The organism is Segatella copri, assembly GCF_026015625.1.
Classification (GTDB): Bacteria; Bacteroidota; Bacteroidia; order Bacteroidales; family Bacteroidaceae; genus Prevotella; species Prevotella copri_H.
The window spans coordinates 3,629,273-3,649,197 of sequence record NZ_JAPDVG010000001.1; the positions used below are offsets into that span (position 1 = coordinate 3,629,273).

At 47.8% G+C, this 19,925-nt stretch carries 13 protein-coding genes; 7 read left to right on the plus strand and 6 right to left on the minus strand.

The window, feature by feature from the left end:
* Nucleotides 1-24: 24 nt before the first annotated feature.
* Nucleotides 25-2,688 carry a thiol protease/hemagglutinin PrtT gene (locus ONT19_RS15045; protein ID WP_264953246.1) on the plus strand — a complete coding sequence of 888 codons (2,664 nt, stop codon included), beginning with the start codon at nucleotides 25-27 and terminating at the stop codon, nucleotides 2,686-2,688.
* Nucleotides 2,689-2,796: 108 nt separating this feature from the next.
* Here ONT19_RS15045 and ONT19_RS15050 read toward each other — a convergent pair whose 3' ends face one another.
* The 4 genes from ONT19_RS15050 to clpB all read right to left on the minus strand — a co-directional run bounded on the left by ONT19_RS15050 (nucleotide 2,797) and on the right by clpB (nucleotide 10,869).
* Nucleotides 2,797-4,455, minus strand: coding sequence for a fumarate hydratase (locus ONT19_RS15050; protein WP_264914129.1), 1,659 nt, complete (start codon nucleotides 4,453-4,455; stop codon nucleotides 2,797-2,799).
* A gap of 43 nt (nucleotides 4,456-4,498) precedes the next feature.
* A complete protein-coding gene (locus tag ONT19_RS15055; RefSeq protein WP_117587997.1) occupies nucleotides 4,499-6,355 on the minus strand; it encodes a DUF4954 family protein in 1,857 nt (618 codons plus the stop codon).
* Between the two features lie 28 nt (nucleotides 6,356-6,383).
* The gene (hflX, locus tag ONT19_RS15060; RefSeq protein ID WP_022120421.1) at nucleotides 6,384-7,631 is read right to left on the minus strand and encodes a GTPase HflX; all 1,248 of its coding nucleotides are present in this window, start codon (nucleotides 7,629-7,631) and stop codon (nucleotides 6,384-6,386) included.
* 721 nt (nucleotides 7,632-8,352) lie between these two features.
* On the minus strand, nucleotides 8,353-10,869 hold the full coding sequence (clpB, locus tag ONT19_RS15065; protein ID WP_022120423.1) for an ATP-dependent chaperone ClpB: 2,517 nt from the start codon (nucleotides 10,867-10,869) through the stop codon (nucleotides 8,353-8,355).
* 488 nt (nucleotides 10,870-11,357) lie between these two features.
* On the opposite strand from clpB, the gene ONT19_RS15070 reads away from it, so the two are divergent.
* From ONT19_RS15070 to rodA, 6 genes are all read left to right on the plus strand, one after another.
* Nucleotides 11,358-11,951: an IMP cyclohydrolase gene (locus ONT19_RS15070; RefSeq protein ID WP_264953247.1), complete on the plus strand. Its 594-nt coding sequence runs from the start codon at nucleotides 11,358-11,360 to the stop codon at nucleotides 11,949-11,951.
* A gap of 177 nt (nucleotides 11,952-12,128) precedes the next feature.
* Nucleotides 12,129-13,151: a rod shape-determining protein gene (locus ONT19_RS15075; protein ID WP_006847875.1), complete on the plus strand. Its 1,023-nt coding sequence runs from the start codon at nucleotides 12,129-12,131 to the stop codon at nucleotides 13,149-13,151.
* Nucleotides 13,152-13,182: 31 nt separating this feature from the next.
* Nucleotides 13,183-14,055 carry a rod shape-determining protein MreC gene (mreC, locus tag ONT19_RS15080; protein WP_022120424.1) on the plus strand — a complete coding sequence of 291 codons (873 nt, stop codon included), beginning with the start codon at nucleotides 13,183-13,185 and terminating at the stop codon, nucleotides 14,053-14,055.
* A 29-nt stretch (nucleotides 14,056-14,084) separates the two neighbouring features.
* Complete coding sequence (mreD, locus tag ONT19_RS15085; RefSeq protein ID WP_264953248.1) at nucleotides 14,085-14,582, plus strand: rod shape-determining protein MreD; 498 nt, start codon at nucleotides 14,085-14,087, stop codon at nucleotides 14,580-14,582.
* A gap of 63 nt (nucleotides 14,583-14,645) precedes the next feature.
* On the plus strand, nucleotides 14,646-16,496 hold the full coding sequence (mrdA, locus tag ONT19_RS15090; protein WP_264953249.1) for a penicillin-binding protein 2: 1,851 nt from the start codon (nucleotides 14,646-14,648) through the stop codon (nucleotides 16,494-16,496).
* A 31-nt stretch (nucleotides 16,497-16,527) separates the two neighbouring features.
* Nucleotides 16,528-17,991 (plus strand): rod shape-determining protein RodA, encoded by a 1,464-nt coding sequence (gene rodA / locus ONT19_RS15095; protein ID WP_217326957.1) that lies wholly within the window; start codon nucleotides 16,528-16,530, stop codon nucleotides 17,989-17,991.
* 45 nt (nucleotides 17,992-18,036) lie between these two features.
* On the opposite strand, the gene ONT19_RS15100 is transcribed toward rodA, so the two are convergent.
* A complete protein-coding gene (locus ONT19_RS15100; RefSeq protein ID WP_118080867.1) occupies nucleotides 18,037-18,519 on the minus strand; it encodes a gliding motility lipoprotein GldH in 483 nt (160 codons plus the stop codon).
* A gap of 20 nt (nucleotides 18,520-18,539) precedes the next feature.
* Nucleotides 18,540-19,904, minus strand: a complete 1,365-nt coding sequence (ricT, locus tag ONT19_RS15105) for a PSP1 domain-containing protein (protein WP_264953250.1) — start codon at nucleotides 19,902-19,904, stop codon at nucleotides 18,540-18,542.
* Nucleotides 19,905-19,925: the final 21 nt, after the last annotated feature.

Here is a 19,925-nt window from a genome sequence, read left to right on the forward strand (position 1 = left end):
TATCAAATAAAAAGACCTGAAGAAATGAAAAAGAAAGAAGAAAGGAAAAAATGGAAGGGACTGAAAATGGGGAACCTATTTGTGGGATTCGTTGCTCTGATGATGACCTGTTCTCAAACTGTTCATGCCGAGGAAATTAACTGGCAGAAGGCGGCGGAGATTGCTAAGAGATATGTCACTCTGCCGCAAAACGACGGTATGAAAGCAAAGGAGAAGGGCAGGAAAAATAAGGCTGGTACACCTTATTATATATATAATGATGCGCGGGGACAGGGATTCGTTATCGTATCAGGTGATGACCAGATGGGTGAAGTGCTGGGATACAGCAAAGAAGGTAGTCTCGATACGCTCAATGCCAATCCCTGCGTAAAACTGCTGCTTTCGGGATACCGACAGACTTTCGAGGTGCTGAAAGAAGGAAAGGTGAAGGTGCAAAGCCATACACGCAACGGACTTTACTCTAAAACCGTAGCGCCGATGCTGAAAAGCAAATGGGGACAGTCGTATCCGTTTAATGCTAAAACGGGATATGAATACAGCGGCTGTGTGGCTACGGCTGTGGCTCAGATGATGTATTATCATCAGTGGCCGGCTCAGGGACAGGGAAAAAACGAATATGTGGTAACCTACTACCAGGACAAGAAAAGTGCGGATTTCAGTCAGTCGCATTACGACTGGGCCAACATGTTGCCCGACTACCGCTATCCGGTTCAGGCTACTCCTGCAGAGATTGATGCCGTAGCCTTACTGATGAACGATGTGGGTGTGGCTTCTTTCATGCAATATACGCCCAGCGCAAGTGGAACCCAGGGAGTCTTCGCCTATCAGGCGTTGCAGAAGCATTTCGATTATTCGGCAGCCTATGTTACGAAAGCTGTAGAAGGACCGGGAAGGTTTGCCGAAATCCTGAGACAGGAACTGCTTAACGGATGTCCGGTTTATCTGGAAGGCAGACCAGCCGGTTCGGCTTCCGGTCATGCCTGGGTAACTGATGGTTTCGATGAAAACGGCCTCTTCCACATGAACTTCGGTTGGGAGGGACAGGGCGATGCCTACTATTCGCTCACCAATCTCAATGTTTCGCAGACCGGAAGTGAGTTTCAGGGCAAACCGCTTGCCTTTAACCGTGCCATTACCGCCATTTTAGCTCATCCCAACAACGGGAAATATCCCGAAATAGAGCGCGGACTGCTGGAAACTTCGCCGCAGCTGATGTTCAACGAGGGCGGTTCTCTCAGCCTGAAAGAGGCGTCGGGAAAGTTATTCGAGCCTTCACAGCCGGTAACTGTCGAGATGAATTCCTTCGTCAACAGAGGCAAGCCTTTCAGGGGTGACATCGGTGTTGCCGTTTATGATGAAGCAGGGAATCTCAAGCAGGTGGTTTATTCAGATGATCATCAGCAGGGAGGCTTTACGGAAAGACTTTATGGCGGAGAGCAGAAGGGATGGATGGGAACTGATTATCTTATCAATCAGGCTCAGAAAATCAGTCTCAGTCTTGCCGGTCTTGAAAACGGCTATTACCGTATCATTGCTATATGTGCAGCCCGGAAGGATGATGGTTCATGGGATGATTTCCTGCCGATGAAGAAGGCACCTGTTATCGGGGTGGAACTGAAAGACGGTGCCGGCCGCATCTCTGAAATCTGTTCGGAAGATGCCCGCTTCCAACTGATGGGGCAGCCAAGACTTGACGGCAAAGCTGAACAGGGCAGCAAGGTACGTGCCTTCTTCACTATCAAGAACCTCAATGGTGTGCCACGCGACTGTTACCTGAGAGTGAAACTGCTGGATGAGAACCAGGAGGTTGTGCTGAGTACACGTGTGGACCAGCTGACCGAAATAGATGGTTTCAGCGAGACCGAAATCCCGATTCTCCTTTCGGTTCCTGCCCAGCTTGCTCCGGGATATTATCAGGTGAAACTGGAGATTACTTCGGATGAAGCCGAAACCCAGGATTGTCCGGTCAACGGAATCCACGACCAGGATGCAGCCTATATAGAGGTGGTAAAGGGAGAAGAGAAACCGCTGATGGCAAAAGCTGAAGTCTTTCTGGCTGATGATTCGAACGAGAAGATAGAAACCGGAAGCGTCGATGTATCGAAGGTATCTCTCTTCAAGATGGGTGTTTCGCTGCGTACGACAGAAGACCGCAGTTACGAGGGGCATGTTTCCCTCATCTCTGAAGATGTACATACAAAGGAAGAAATAGAGGTAAATGGAATCAGCGATGATGTAACCGTCTCATCAGCTTTAGACGTGCCGCTTTACAGCTACTGGCTGCGCAAGAATAATCTGCCTTGGACCGACGGTCATACCTATCTGTTCAGGGTGATGGGCGAGATAGGAGGAAAGAAAGTGGAACTGAAGAATCCGCAGGAACCTTCTTATTTTCTCAAGCGAAAGGGCGATATCCTTATTCTCTATCAGGATACAGCTACAGGAATAGAAAATGCTACCATCTCTGATACTGAAACCGAGATCTGTCGCGAGGGACAGCAACTCTTGGTTTCGGGCAAGGACGTGAGAAAGATTAAACTGTATCATGCGGGAGGAAACCTGCTCAGACAGGCATCTGGTACGGATGGAAAAACAGTCAGTCTCTCTTTACAGGGTATCAGACAAGGCGTTTATCTGTTGCGGGTAGAAAACGGTATGCAAAGCAAGACATATAAACTGCTGCTTTAAACGGATGTTCCTGTTTCGGAAACAGAACAGGTTATTCGATGTAAGTATAAAAAGAAAGCTCAGGGCTATCTGCCCTGAGCTTTTTTCATTATCATGATTTCAGTATCATTACTTCTGGCATTCCTTGCAAGGAGTCCAAGGCTTCAACTGCTTGAAGAAGTCGTTGCCCTTATCATCTACGAGGATGAATGCAGGGAAGTCCTCTACGGTAATCTTCCAGATAGCCTCCATACCGAGCTCTGGGTACTCTACGCACTCGATGCTCTTGATAGAACTCTGAGAGAGAACGGCAGCTACACCACCGATAGTACCGAGGTAGAAACCACCATGCTTCTTGCAAGCCTCTGTAACAACATCGCCACGGTTACCCTTGGCAATCATTACAAGGCTAGCGCCATGATCCTGGAACTCATCTACGTATGGGTCCATACGGTTGGCTGTGGTAGGTCCCATAGAGCCACATGGATAACCCTCTGGAGTCTTGGCTGGTCCTGCATAGAGGATAGGGTGGTTCTTGAAGTACTCAGGCATCTCCTCGCCTGCATCCAGACGAGCCTTGAGCTTAGCGTGAGCGATGTCACGAGCCACGATGATGGTACCCTTCAAGTTAACACGGGTGCTTACAGGATACTTGGTCAACTCAGCACGAACTGCGTCGATACCCTTGTCGAGGTCAATCTCGATACCCTTGGTACCCTCACCTGGGTTGCGGAGCTCCTCAGGAATCAACTCTGTTGGGTTCTCATCCATCTTCTCCAACCAGATACCGTCCTTGTTGATCTTAGCCTTGATGTTGCGGTCGGCAGAGCAGCTTACACCCATACCGATAGGGCAGCTTGCACCATGACGTGGCAGACGGATCACGCGGATATCGTGAGCGAGATACTTACCACCGAACTGTGCACCCAAGCCAATCTTGTGAGCCTCTTCGAGGAGCTTGTTCTCCAAGTCGATGTCACGGAAAGCACGACCCGTCTCATCACCTGTTGTAGGCAACTCATCGTAGTACTTGATAGAAGCCAACTTCACGGTGAGGAGGTTCTTCTCAGCTGAAGTACCACCGATAACGAAGGCGATGTGGTAAGGAGGACATGCTGCTGTACCCAGACTCTTCATCTTCTCTACGAGGAATGGGAGCAATGTGCCCTCGTTCTGGATAGTAGCCTTGGTCATTGGGTAGAAGTAGGTCTTGTTGGCAGAGCCACCACCCTTAGCTACCATCACGAAGCGGTACTCGTCGCCCTCTGTAGCCTCGATATCAATCTGAGCAGGAAGGTTGCAACGGGTGTTCACCTCATCATACATGTTGAGAGGAGCGTTCTGAGAATAACGGAGGTTGTCCTGTGTGTAGGTGTTGTAAACACCCAGGCTCAGTGCCTCTTCGTCCTCGAAGTCGGTCCATACGCGCTGGCCCTTCTCACCGTGGATGATAGCAGTACCTGTATCCTGGCAGAATGGGAGGATGCCCTTCACGGCAGTCTCTGCATTGCGGAGGAACTGGAGTGCTACGTACTTGTCGTTCTCTGAAGCCTCTGGGTCGCTGAGGATCTTAGCTACCTGGAGGTTGTGCTCACGACGGAGCATGAACTCTACGTCGTGGAAACCCTGCTGTGCCAGCAAAGTAAGAGCTTCCTTAGAAACCTTGAGGATAGTCTTACCCTCGAACTCTGCTGTACTTACGCCTTCCTTAGAGATAAGGCGATACTCTGTCTTGTCCTCTCCAATCTGGAACATTGGAGCATACTTAAAATCTGGAGTTTTTGCCATAATGTTTTTTGTTATTTTAAACTGTTGAAATATTCAAGTCTAATTAATTCTCATATTCTATTTCCTGGTCGAGGCTGTCGACGAAGTTGCGGAAAACCTCTTCCTCCACATCGCCCATGGCAAATTCTTTCTCAGCATCCTTTCGGATTTCTGCTATCCATGAGCGGCGTGCCTTGATATAATCTTCGTGTATGCGGTTGGCATCTTCGAGTGTGATGTCACTGATGCCGTAGTAATCGCAGATCATCTGGTAGGTCCATGCCCACTGGTAGTCGCGATAGTTGGCATTGATTTCTTCAAACCGGTCGAGCAACTGTTCTATATTCTCGATAGTTCCTTCCTTCACATCCCTAACGATGCCTTCTTCTTCAGAAACCGGGAGTAGGAGTCCCGAAAGATCATCCCAATCGCCCACGCCGACATGGCTGGCTGGAGGGGTGATGGCTGGGTCGCGCTTCAGTACACGCTTCAATACGGCACCCATGTAGATGCGGAGGGCGATATCATAATATTTGATGCCCTTGTGGAGCGATGAAGCCGGTATGATATATTCGTGATAGAGATACTGCGAAACATTATCGCCCGTTACCTCGCGCAGGTTTTCAAGAATCTTCTTACCCTTCAGAATCTCGCCAACAGAATAAGGTGAAAGCCAGTCGAAGTTGACGATGCTCTTGCGGTTCTCCATAGCACGGAGATCACGCTTAGGCCATTTTTTGATATCGCGGTACAGACCTACGGTAGTGATGTTTCTGCCCGGGATGAGGAACATCTTGTCGCCATCGGCAATGAGGTAGGCGAAAGGCAGATTGCGGGTGTTAGGGTGGTGCATCAGCTTGCCGAAGCATACTGAGAAGGAACCCAGAGTGGCTGGCATCAGGAGATAAGCACCGCTGGCTGTCTTGGAACCGCGCTCCAGAATGCCCCAGTGCATAGGTCCCATCTTGTAGGCATGGTTGCTGAAGTTGGTGGCAGAACCGGCGTTATAGAAAGAGAACATGCCTCCGATAAGCAGACTGCTCTTATGATGAGAAGCGGTGAAAGGACCGCAGAAGGCTGCACAAGCCTCGCCATTGCTCATATAGGAGTTGGCGAAGAATACGGAGGCTGATGCGGTAAAGCCGTTAGACAGCTGGCAGGCTTCGCCTACGAAGCAATCCTGTATCTTTACGCTGTTGATGACGCTGGCGCCTTCAGCGATGATGCTGTTTTCTGTAATAACGCCTGTGCCGATATATACGTTGCCATGAACAGAGCCCAATAGCGTACAGTCGCTCAGACGGGAAGCACCGTTCACTTCGCAGTAATCATTGATTACGCAGTTAGTAATCTCCTTGGTATTGATGATCTTCACATTATTGCCAATCTGTCCCCGATCCGGCATCTTGTTGTCGATGTCGGTCTTGATGAGCTGGCGAATCTTCTCCTTCATTTCCTTGTCAGGGAAATGCTTCACCATGAAGGCTGCCAGCTGGCTGTTCAGATCGCTGAAGAGGATTACGTTGCCTTCGCCCACCTCGTTGAGTACGCTCACAAGATTTCCTTCGCCGTAAGTAGCTCCCTCGGTGGTTTCCATGGTCGAGATGTTTGAGATGTAGCAATCATCGCCAATGGTATAGTTGTTGATGAAATTGCCTACGTTTTCTATCAGACAGTCGTCGCCTATGGTTACATTGCGCAAGGTGGCATTGTTGATGCCCGAATGCTTTACGAAGCCCTGGCTCACCTCCACGTTCTTGTTGAAGGATCCGATGTTTATTTCGCCATAGAGCATCACGCGGTGCATGAAGTTGGGCTTGAAATCTTCTGATACATTGACTGAGGTCCAGTCTTCGGCCCAGCAGTCGTTATGTTTAAGCACCTCGATTTCCTCGGTGGTTAAAGGTCTGTAATCATTCATAACTTACTTGTTATTGATATTTATGTTCTTACTCATAATCCTGGTACAGGAAGTCGTTGTATGGATACTTCTGTACGTGCAACTCTCTTACTTTCTTGTAGAGTATCTCGCGGAATTCGTCGATGTTCTCCTTGTTCTTTGCCGAGATGAAGAGGCAGTCCTCATTGAGTTTTGCCATCCAGGTCTTCTTCAGGTCTTCCAGCGGGATGTTCTCTTTCTCCATCGGTGTGAGGTCGTCTTCCTCTTTTTCTACCCATGAGTAGTTGTCTATCTTGTTGAAGATAATCATCGATGGCTTATCGGCGCAATCCAGTTCCTTGAGCGTATTCTCTACTACCTGGATCTGCTCTTCGAAGTCGGGATGTGAGATGTCTACTACGTGCAGAAGAAGGTCGGCCTCGCGTGTCTCGTCAAGGGTACTCTTGAATGAGTCGACCAGGTCGGTTGGCAATTTGCGGATGAATCCTACGGTATCGGCAAGGAGGAACGGCAGGTTGTCTACCACTACCTTGCGTACGGTGGTGTCGAGGGTGGCAAAGAGTTTGTTCTCTGCAAACACCTCGCTCTTGCTGAGCAGATTCATGATGGTAGATTTACCTACGTTGGTATAGCCTACCAGTGCTACGCGCACCATTCTGCCTCTGTTTTTTCGCTGTGTAGTCTTCTGCTTGTCGATTTCTGCCAGTCGCTCTTTGAGGAGACTCATTCTGCCGAGGATGATACGGCGGTCCATCTCGAGCTGGGTCTCACCCGGTCCACGCAGACCAACAGATCCCTTACCGCCACCAGAACCTGAACCACCACCCTGTCGTTCCAGGTGAGTCCAGAGTCTTTGCAGACGAGGGAGCATATAACGATATTGCGCCAACTCTACCTGGGTTTTAGCCGCAGCGGTTTGCGCACGCATGGCGAAGATATCGAGGATGAGTGAGGTGCGGTCCAGAATCTTTACCTGCAGTTCCTGTTCGATGTTACGGATCTGTTTGGCAGAAAGCTCATCATCAAAGATGACCATACCTACTTCTCTATCTTCCTCTTCTTCGTTTTTGATATATTCTTTGATTTCTTCGAGTTTACCCTTACCCACATAGGTGGTCTGGTTAGGAGAAACCACCTTCTGCGTGAATCGCTTTACGGTGACAGCCCCCGCAGTATCGGCAAGAAATTCCAGCTCGTCGAGATATTCTTTTGTCTTGGCTTCGTCCTGTGTCTTGGTAATCAGACCCACGAGTACAGCGGTTTCCGCCTTGACTTCTGATATTACAAATTCTTTCATCTAATTTCTTTATATATATAATAATGTGAAAAGATAGTGCAAAGATAGTGTAAAATACAGAGAAAACAAAATATAGCATCAATATTTTAACTTTTTTATTAATGTGGCAGAAAATATTCAAAAGACACAAAATGCACAGCTGTATTTTAGCCACAACTGCTCACAAAGGGTCTTTTGGGTGCGCAAAAATTGTAAACGTTTACGTGGTTTTTTGCATAAAAAATCGAGATTTATTTGATTTATATCAATATTTGTCTTAATTTTGCACCCAGAAAAAGAATTGATTTTCAAAAACGAACAAATCATAACTACATAAAAAACACAAACTGCTGAAACATTCAAAAACTTCAAAGGCCTCGACGTGATGTCGGGGCTTTTTGGTTTCTTTTCCGTCAGTAGCGATTTTTGTTGTACGCTACAGTAACAGAAGCTGGAACGTCGGCTATACTGCTGTTGCGTCATAGACAGATAATAATTTCAACCTAACAATGAAAATGAAGCAAAAAAATGTATTGCTGGTATTTTGTTGCTCGGCGCGGTTTGTGCGCAAGCCAACAATTATGAAGTAATATCACCTGATGGCAGATTGGCGGTCAAGGTGGAGTGTGTTGATGGAAAACAGTGTATAATAAATAAAAAAGGGTGGCAGATATCTGAATCTGTCACCCTCTTTATTTTATGTTTCAATCCGTTTTTTCCGCGGATTGGTTATCTGCTGGAATTATTGGTTTTTGAAGACCAATCCATCTGCATCTGTATGATCGATGGTAATTGGTTTCTCTCTGCTAACCTCTTCTGCAAGAATCTTCTTACTCAAGTCGTTTAATACATAATCCTGGATAGCGCGCTTTACAGGACGGGCACCAAACTCAGGGTCGTATCCTACCTTTGCCAGATACTGGATAGCTGCAGGAGTCCAGCGAAGTTCAAAGCCCTGAGGCTCCAACATCTTCTTTACTCGCTTCATCTGAAGTTCTACAACCTCGGCAATCTGCTCCTGGGTCAACGGCTTGAAGGTAATGATATCATCAATACGGTTCAGGAACTCAGGACGGAAGGTCTTGCGCAACATCTCACGGCTTGCGTTGGAAGTCATGATGATGATGGTGTTCTTGAAGTTGACTACACGACCCTTGTTGTCGGTCAACCGGCCATCGTCCAATACCTGTAACAGGGTATTGAAAACATCAGGATGCGCCTTCTCAATCTCATCGAAGAGAACCACACTATATGGTTTGCGGCGTACAGCCTCGGTCAACTGACCACCTTCATCGTAGCCTACATACCCTGGAGGCGCACCGATCAGACGGGTTACGCTAAACTTCTCCTGATATTCACTCATATCAATTCGGGTCATCATCGACTCGTCATTGAACAGATACTCAGCCAGCGCCTTGGCAAGTTCCGTCTTACCTACACCGGTAGTACCGAGGAAGATGAAGCTGGCGATAGGACGCTTAGGATCCTGCAAACCGGCACGGCTGCGGCGAACGGCATCACTTACAGCGGTGATAGCCTCGTCCTGTCCGATGACTCTCTTGTGGAGTTCTTCCTCCAGGTGGAGCAGTTTCTCACGCTCGCTCTGCATCATACGGTTTACTGGTATTCCGGTCCAGCGGCTTACAACTTCAGCGATATCATCAGCTGTAACTTCCTCTCTGACCATCGCTGCGCCACCCTGTGTACTCTTCAGCTGCTCCTGGATCTTTTTGATGTCATCCTCGAGCGCCTTCAGTTTAGAATAGCGGATTTCAGCTACGCGTTCGTAATTGCCTTCGCGCTCCATGCGTTCAGCCTCAAACTTCAGGTTTTCTATCTCCTGCTTATCCTGCTGAATCTTGTTGACGAGTGCTTTTTCGCCTTCCCATTTAGCACGGAAGTCATGCTCCTGATCCTTCAATTCTGCAATTTCCTTATCCAACTGCTGAATCTTAGGTTGGTCATTCTCGCGCTTGATGGCCTCACGCTCAATCTCCAACTGCTTCAAGTGGCGGGTAATCTCATCCAGTTCTTCTGGTACAGAGTCACGCTCCATCCTCAGTTTGGCTGCTGCCTCATCCATCAGGTCGATAGCCTTATCAGGGAGGAATCTGTCAGAGATGTATCTCTCTGATAACTTGACGGCTGCGATGCAGGCATCATCCTGAATACGTACCTTATGATGGTTCTCGTAGCGCTCCTTGATACCACGGAGGATACTGATGGCGTCTACCTCGTCAGGCTCATTGACCATGACGGTCTGGAAACGGCGTTCCAGCGCCTTATCCTTCTCGAAGTACTTCTGATACTCGTTGAGGGTAGTAGCACCGATGGCTCTCAGTTCACCACGAGCCAGGGCTGGCTTCAGAATGTTGGCTGCATCCATGGCACCCTCGCCACCGCCTGCACCTACCAGCGTGTGAATCTCATCGATGAAGAGGATAATCTGGCCGTTGGCGTTGGTTACCTCTTTAATGACGCTCTTCAGACGCTCCTCGAACTCACCCTTATATTTGGCACCGGCTACCAGCGCACCCATATCGAGAGAATAGAGTTGCTTGTTCTTCAGATTCTCCGGTACATCGCCACGCACGATACGCTCGGCAAGACCTTCTACGATGGCAGTCTTACCTGTACCAGGCTCACCTATCAGAATAGGGTTGTTCTTGGTTCTTCGTGACAGAATCTGGAGTACTCTTCTGATTTCCTCATCACGTCCGATAACTGGGTCCAGCTTGCCGCTTCTTGCCTGTTCTACAAGGTTTTTCGCATATTTCTCCAAACTCTGATAGTTATCATCAGCGCTTTGTGATTTTACGTTCTGTCCCTGTCTCAATGCCTGGATGGCAGCGAGCATATCTTTGGCATTTGCACCAGCATCCTTCAGAATACGTGCAGCAGTAGAGTTGCCCTGTACGATAGCCAACAGGATAGGTTCTACGCTAACGAACTCGTCGCCCATTTTCTTGGCGGTATCCTCGGCATTCATCAGTATCTGGTTAGTCTCGTTGCTGAGGTACGGCTGACCGCCGCCCTGCACACGAGGCAGATGTTGCATCTCCTGACGCAAGAGCATGGCGATTTGCTGTCCGTTCATGCCCAACTTCTGGAAGATGTAGTTGGTCACATCGGTAGCCTTTTCAAGGATACCGCTAAGCAGATGCACCGGTTCGATGGTTTGCTGACCATTTCGCTGCGCAATGTTTACGGCTTCCTGTACCGCCTCCTGCGCCTTGATTGTAAATTTGTCGAATGTCATATTAATATCTCCTTTCTTATATTATATATTCATATTTGTGTTATTTGGATGAGCGCCGGAATCTCCTCTTCGGAAACCTCCCGGTGCGTTCCTCCCATCCTTTAGCGAAACTTATGCCTATTCGTTGAAAATCAATGGTTTACTGACAATCTGTCTTGTTTTGGGTAGGTAAAAGATAGAAATAAGAGAAATTCCCGGACAGAATGACAGAAGAAGGCGGTTTGAGTACGGGCTGAAGGCCCAAATGCTCCAGAAGCAGCACGCCCTGAAGACTCAGGTTCCTTTCAGGGCGTGTGGGGCTTACTTGCGAAAGTTCAGTACGCGAAGAAATGATAGAATTAGAATTCGCTCAGATTGCTTATTTCTTGATTTCTCTCAATTATCTTTTAAATATCCTTTAAATAATGCTATTTTATGGGGGGAAATGTTGTGTAATCAAAATAATCTTCGTACCTTTGCACCATCATAAATTATAATTTATAAGTTCAATGGCTGAAACAAAGAAAATCAAGACAGCGTTGGTGTCTGTCTTCCACAAGGATGGCTTGGACGAATTGCTCGCCAAGTTGAATGAAGAGGGTGTAAAATTCCTGAGTACTGGTGGTACCCAGAAGTTTATCGAATCTTTGGGTTATGAATGCGAGAAAGTTGAGGAGGTCACTACCTATCCATCTATCTTGGGTGGTCGCGTAAAGACTCTTCATCCTAAAATATTTGGAGGCATCTTGGCTCGCCGTGACAACGAGGGTGACCAGGAGCAGATGAAGGAATACGAAATCCCTTCTGTCGATCTCGTCATCGTAGACTTGTATCCTTTCGAACAGACTGTAGCTAGCGGCGCTAGCGATGCTGATATCATCGAGAAAATCGATATTGGCGGTATCTCTTTGATCCGTGCAGGTGCCAAAAACTTCAAGGACGTGGTGATCGTTCCTAGCAAGGCAGAATACGGCGTTTTGCTCGATATCCTGAAGAAGAAGGGTGCTGAGACAGATATCGAAGACCGCAAGATGTTTGCAGAGCGTGCATTCGGTGTAAGCTCTCACTACGATACTGCAATCCATGCTTGGTTTGCTAAGTAAACTCTCGGAAAAATAAAGTAGTTAAGGAGTTAAGAAGTGGAAGAAGTCAGGACAGGTGTCTGCGGGGATTCCATCCCTGGTATATGACAGACTGTTGCCGTGGCTTCTATGCTCCTTTAACTCCTTAACTCCTTAAATAAAAAGAAAATTTTAAGCTTAAAATAATTTAGAAACGAAATGGGATTTTTTTCATTTATTCAGGAAATCGCAATGGACTTGGGTACAGCCAATACCATCATTATCAGTGATGATAAGATTGTAGTGGATGAACCTTCTGTTGTAGCCCTTGATCGCCGCACCGACAAGATGATTGCTGTGGGCGAGAAGGCTAAGATGATGTACGAGAAGACTCATGATAATATCCGTACTATCAGACCATTGCGAGATGGCGTGATTGCCGACTTTACTGCCTGTGAGCAGATGATGCGTGGATTGATTAAGATGGTTCATACTGGTAGCCGTCTCTTCTCTCCTTCACTCCGTATGGTTATCGGTGTACCTTCTGGTTCTACCGAGGTTGAGCTTCGTGCTGTGCGCGACTCTGCCGAGCATGCCGACGGACGTGATGTATATTTGATTTTTGAGCCAATGGCAGCCGCTATCGGTATCGGTATCGATGTTGAGGCTCCAGAGGGTAATATGATTGTTGATATAGGTGGTGGTTCTACCGAAATCGCTGTCATCTCATTGGGTGGTATCGTATCGAACAACTCAATCCGTACAGCCGGTGACGACCTTACTGCCGATATCCAGGAATATATGAGCCGTCAGCACAACGTGAAGGTTTCTGAGCGTATGGCTGAGCGTATCAAGATTCATGTGGGTTCAGCTCTGACCGATCTGGGTGATGAGGCTCCAGAAGATTTCATCGTACATGGTCCTAACCGTATTACAGCGTTGCCTATGGAGGTACCTGTATGCTACCAGGAGATTGCTCACTGTCTGGATAAGACCGTGGCAAAGATTGAGAACGCTGTGCTCTCAGCATTGGAGAACACACCTCCTGAGCTTTATGCCGATATCGTGAAGAATGGTATCTGGCTCTCTGGTGGCGGTGCTTTGCTCCGCGGTCTCGACAAGCGTTTGCAGGATAAGATCAATATCCCATTCCACATCGCAGAAGATCCATTGCACAGTGTTGCCAAGGGTGCTGGTATTGCGTTGAAGAATGTAGACCGATTCTCATTCTTGATGAGATAATCAGAACTTATTCTAATAGTAAGAATAAAGTATGCGCAACCTTTTAGAGTTTTTAGCGAAATACAACCATTGGTTTGTCTTCCTGATTCTTGAGGTGGTGAGTATGGTGCTGTTGTTTCAGTATAACAGCTATCAGGGCAGTGCCTGGTTCTCCTCGGCTAATGCCGTAACGGGTAAGTTGTATGAATGGGATGCGAATGTAGAAACATTCTTCTCACTTACCAAGGTGAACCAGGAACTGACACAGCGCAATGCATATCTCGAACAGGAGGTGCAGAAACTTTCCGACAGTCTCGTGAGCGTGACCAAGGATAGCAGCATCTACCATCGTGACCAATTTGCATTGCTGAGAAACTATCGTCTGATTCCGGCTAAGGTAGTGGCGAATAGTGTCGATAAACCCGGCAACCTGATGACAATTGACAAGGGTAGCGCGGATGGCATCCACAAGGATATGGGTGTAATCAGCGGTACGGGTGTTGTGGGTATCGTGTATCTGGTGGCAGAACATTACGCTATCGTGATTCCGGTATTGAACACGAAGTCGAACATCAGTTGTATGATTCAGAATAGAGGCTATTTTGGCTATCTGCGCTGGAAGGGTGGTGTGTCTGACCTTGCCTATCTGGAAGAGGTGCCACGTCATGCTCACTTTAAATTGGGTGACTATGTGGTAACGAGTGGCTATTCCGCAGTATTCCCTCCTGGAGTGAGAGTAGGCAGGATATTGCACGTGTTCAACTCCGCCGATGGACTGTCGTATCGCGTACAACTTCGCCTCTCTACCGATTTTGCCCGTCTGCGTGATGTATGTGTAATTGATGATGCCGCCATGAAAGAGCGGTTGGAGATTATGCGTGCAGCACAGGATAGCATCGCAACAAATGGAGACAATAATCAATAATGACGTATAGTAAGAGGATATAAAAAGCAATGAGTATAGATTTAGTGAAAAGACTAGCTACCTTTGTGGTGCTCGTGCTGGTACAGGGATTGGTGTTTAATCATATTCATCTATTCAATTGTGCCACCCCCTTGCTGTATATCATTATGGTACTGCATTTCCGCCGCAACCATCCTAAATGGGCGGTGTTATTGTGGTGCTTTATGATGGGGCTTTGTGTGGACGTATTTGCCAATACGCCAGGTGTTGCAGCAGCTTCGATGACTGCCGTAGGACTGCTACAACCTTATTTGTTTGAACTTTTCGTACCGCGTGACAGCGCCGACGATCTGGAACCGTCCATGCGTTCTATCGGCGTAGGTGCATATTGCTGGTACGTATTCTTCATCATTCTCGTTTATAATCTATTGTTCTTTACACTCGAAACATTCAATTTCTTTAATTGGGTTCACTGGTTGGAATGTATAGGCGGAAGTACGGTTATCACTTATATATTGGTGATGGCGACAGAACGTTTCAGAAAGTAAGATTCCGGATAAGTGATGAGAGAGAAAAGAACACGATTTTTAGTTTGCTATATATAATAAGGTATGTTGGATTACAATCTTGAAAAACGTAGATTCGTTATCGGTGGAGTGGCCATAGCTATTGTGGTCATTTACATGATTCGTCTGTTTACGCTTCAGATTATGAGCGACGACTACAAGAAGAATGCCGACAGTAATGCCTTCTTGAAGCATATTGAGTTTCCCGCCCGTGGTGCCATTTACGACCGTAATGGTAAGCTGTTGGTGTATAATCAGCCGTCTTACGATCTGATGGTGGTCATGAACGAGGAGAGCGGCAGGCTTGATACGATGGATTTCTGTAATTCGCTGGGTATCACGAAAGAGTTTTTTATCAAGCGAATGAACGATATCAAGGACCGCTCTAAAAACCCGGGCTATTCGCGCTATACCCAGCAGCTTTTTATGGGACAGCTGAGCGACCGGGATTTCAGTGTGTTCCAGGAGAAGATGTTCCGATTCCCCGGTTTCTATGTCCAGAAACGTACCGTCAGAGAATATACCTACCCTTATGCAGCCCATGTGCTGGGTGATGTGGGTGAGGTTTCGCAAAGCGATATTGAAGATGATGACTACTATCAGGCTGGTGACTATATCGGAAAACTGGGTATCGAGAAGTTTTATGAGAAGCAGCTGCGTGGTGAGAAGGGTGTGAAGATCATGCTGAGAGATGCCCACGGAAGAATACAGGGTAGCTATCAGAATGGTAAACTCGACCAGAAACCTGTGGCTGGAAAGGACTTGACGCTGGGATTGGATGTCAAGTTGCAAGCCTTGGGCGAACGTCTGCTCCAGGGTAAAATCGGCAGTATCGTTGCCATCGATCCTAGAACGGGCGATGTGCTGGCTATGGTTTCTTCTCCTTCTTACGATCCAAGACGTCTGGTGGGTAGAAACCGCGGCAAGATGCACAAGTGGCTCTCGCAGAATCCTTGGAAACCGCTCCTGAACCGTAGTATTCAGGGACAGTATCCTCCGGGTTCTACCTTTAAGACCAGCCAGGCGCTGACCTATCTTACTGAAGGTATCATCACACCGGGAACAGCATTCCCATGTAATCATGGTTTCTCTTATAAGGGTCTGCATGTAGGCTGTCATGGTCACCCGTCGCCTATTTCGCTGGTTGATGCCATCAGTACCTCTTGTAACGGTTACTTCTGTTGGGGTCTTTACTATATGATAGGTAACCGCAAGAAGTATGGCAGCGTACAGAATGCGATGACCGTATGGAAAAATTATATGGTGAGCATGGGATTCGGCTATAAGTTGGGCATCGACTTGCCTGGCGAGAAACGCGGTCTGATTCCGAATGCACAGTTCTATGATAAGGCTTACAATGGTTCATGGAACGGACTGACGGTAATCAGTATTTCTATCGGTCAGGGTGAGGTTAACCTCACGCCGTTGCAGATAGCCAACCTGGGTGCTACCATTGCCAACAGGGGATACTATTATGTGCCTCATGTAGTGAGAAAGGTGAAGGGTGAACCGCTTGATACGCTCTATACCCGACGCCATTATACCAAGGCTTCCCGACGGGCTTACAACTATGTGGTAGCCGGTATGAGAAGTTCGGCGCTGAAGGGAACCTGTAAGCTGCTCGGCCGCTACGATTTCGAAGCTTGCGGCAAGACGGGTACGGCACAGAACCGTGGTCATGACCACTCTGTATTCATGGGCTTTGCTCCGATGAACAACCCGAAGATTGCCATTGCCGTGTATGTAGAAAATGGTGGTTGGGGTGCTGACTATGGTGTGCCTATCGGTGGTCTGATGATGGAACAGTATCTCAAGGGTAAGTTATCTCCTGATTCTGAGCGCAGGGCTGCAGAGATGCAGGCCCGTAGAATCGCCTACGGATTAAGCAGTAGATAGTTTTCAGTTAATAGTTGATAGTTTATAGATTATGATCGATAATAAACAACCTAGTGTGCTTGCTTCACTTGACTGGTGGACGATAGGTCTTTATCTGGCACTCCTCATCTTCGGATGGGTGAGCGTCTGTGGAGCCAGCTATAACTATGGTGACAACGAGATATTCAGTCTGGGTGCCCGCTCGGGTATGCAGATTATATGGATTGGCACATCCATAGCACTGGGATTGGTAATCCTGCTGCTTGATGACCGGTTTTACGATACCTTCTCGTATGTCATCTATGGCGTCCTGATACTCTTGCTCTTTGCTACGATATTCAATCCGCATAGCATCAAGGGTTCCCACTCCTGGCTGGTGTTGGGACCGCTCCGACTGCAACCGGCTGAGTTTGGTAAGTTTGCTACGGCTCTGGCGGTAGCCAAGTTTATGTCAAGCTATGGTTTCAGTATGCAGAACCTGAAGCATTTCATGGCAGCCGTAGGCATTATCGTTCTGCCGATGCTCTGCATCGTAGGTCAGCGCGAAACGGGTTCTGCCTTGGTTTATCTTTCATTCTTCCTCATGCTTTACCGCGAAGGAATGCCGGGTGCCATTCTCTTTACCGGCGTGTCGATGGTGGCTTACTTCGTAGTGGGTGTGAAGTATGAGAACGTGATGATGTGGGATACCTATACTTCTGTGGGTAAGTTTGTCGTGCTTCTACTGGTGCAGATTTTTACGGCTGGCATGGTGAACTCCTATACGGGCGACAGGAAACAGGCACTGATGATTCTTGCCTATTCGGTAGGCATTACGCTGCTCTTCGTGCTCTTTTCTACCTATGTCATTCCGTTCGACATTGTGTGGATCCAGCTCTTCCTGTGTGCTATGCTCATCGGATTCCTGGTTTATCAGGGACTGAGAACCCGGTTCCGGAATTACTTCCTCATCTCCATCTTTTCGTTGGGAAGTATCGCTTTCTTCTATTCTGCCGATTATGTGTTGAATCATGTGATGGAACCTCATCAGAGAGTGCGTATCAACGTACTGCTGGGACTGGATGAAGATTTGGCTGGTGCGGGATATAACGTGCATCAGAGTGAGATTGCCATTGGTTCCGGCGGACTTCAGGGAAAAGGTTTCCTCAATGGAACGCAGACCAAGCTGAAGTTCGTGCCTGAGCAGGATACAGACTTTATTTTCTGTACGGTAGGCGAGGAGGAAGGTTTCCTCGGCTCGGCAGGCGTGCTGCTGCTTTTCCTGGCTTTGATATTGCGGTTGATGCATCTGGCTGAGCGGCAACCTTATAAATTCGGGCGTATCTACGGCTATTGTGTCCTGTCGGTATTCCTCTTCCACCTGTTTATTAATGTGGGAATGGTGCTGGGTTTAACACCGGTTATCGGTATTCCGCTGCCGTTCTTCAGTTATGGTGGCAGTTCGTTATGGGGATTCACCATCCTTCTTTTCATCTTCTTGAGAATTGATGCGGGAAGGAACTTAGTGAGAAGTTAAAAAAAAAGAGTGAACAGATTGTTGATGAATCTGTTCACTCTTTTTTTATTGTATCTTTGAAATCTTGATGCCGATGTCACTCACACCGGGCAGGATTTCTCTTTTCATATCATGTCTGATGGCTACGTGTATGGAATCGCCCTGATGCATCTGATAGATGTTGATAGGGAAGTTATACTGATAGTAGCTGATACCCTGTCCTTTGCTCACGCCGTTTTTGTCAATCAGCTGGCAGTTTACCGTATCTATCTTGCATTCGCCAGGTATCTTTCTGTTTCGGTGATAAACCGTCTGTTCTACGATGAGCGTAAGTCCCATGAATGGGTAGGCACCTGTAATGCGAAGTCCCAGGCTTTGTTTGTAATGCCCGGGCTCGAGTAGAGGTGATACTTCGAATGATAGGGTGTCGTTCTTCTCCCATCCTGCAATCGGTGTATGGGCATACTCATCGTATACGGTCGAACCGCTGCAGGCAGAGAGAATGTGAACGATCGCTGTCAAAACGATGAAATAAACAGTCTTTTTCATCTTTTTCTAGCTCCTATTCTTTATTCTTGTGGGGCGTTGTTGCCTTGCGGCTTGTTTCCACCCTGCGGCTTGTTGCCATTCTGCGGCTTGTTGCCCTTGTTAGGTCGTCTGTCGTTTCTTGGCTGGCGGTTGTCACCCTTAGGATGATTGCCCTGATTACGGTTGTCGCGGCGCTGGTTGTTTGGCTTGCCTTCATTCTTCTGAGGTTTGTTGTCGCCATTCTGCGCGCGGTTCTCGTTCTTCTGAGGCTTGTTGTCTCCCTCCTGCTGACGAGGTCCCTTATTCTTATTGTTCTTCTTCTTCTTTTTCTTAGCCTTGTCAAAGCGGCTCAAATCAGCTTCGGCAAGCAGGTCGACTGGCTTGGCTACAGGTTTTGCCTTACCGTCTTCCAGCAGACTCAATGGCTTCTCGCCCTGACGGTTCATTTCGATGATAGCCTTGGCACGCTCGATGCTGATGGTTTCGAGGTTGGAAGCAAGGTTCTTGTCAGAAGAGTAGGTGATAAGACCTGCCAGGATATCCACCTTGAACTGATGGAAATCACCGTCGGCAGTCTGCAGTACGGCATCCTTAGGAGGTAACTTTCTGCTAGCCTCTACATAGCTGTCTACCTCGTAGTTGAGACAGCACTTCAGTTTGGCGCACATACCGGCAAGTTTCTGAGGATTCAGAGAGATGTCCTGGTAGCGTGCTGCATTGGTGCTAACGCTGATGAAGTTCTTCATCCAGGTAGCGCAGCAGAGTTCTCTGCCGCAAGGACCCGTTCCACCGATGCGGCCTGCTTCCTGTCGTGCACCGATCTGTTTCATCTCAATGCGCACATGGAAGGTATCGGCAAGAACCTTGATGAGCTGGCGGAAGTCCACACGTTCGTCAGCGATGTAATAGAAGATAGCCTTGTTGCCGTCTCCCTGATATTCTACATCACCTATTTTCATCTTCAGTCCGAGATCTTTGGCAATCTGGCGGCTCTGGATCATGGTGCCGTGTTCACGGCTCTTAGCCTCCTTGCATTTGTCAAGATCCACCTGCTTGGCGATACGGTAGATACGCTTGATATCATCCTGCGACTTGAGGTTTGCCTTCTTAATCTGGAGTTTTACCAGTCTTCCGGTCAGCGTAACCACACCGATGTCGTGACCCGGGTTAGCCTCTACCGCCACTATATCGCCCTTCTTCAGGTCGAGGTTATTCACATTATGGTAATATCCCTTACGGGTATTCTTGAACTGTACCTCCACGAGGTCAGTACTTTCAGCATTGCCGGGTAGATCGGCAAGCCAGTCGTATGTGTTGAGCTGTCTGTCCTGTCTTCCTACGCCCTTAGCGCACAGACCACGGTCGCAGCCGTTACACATCCTGAATTTCATATTTTTGTAATCCACGATAATCTAATTTATATTGTA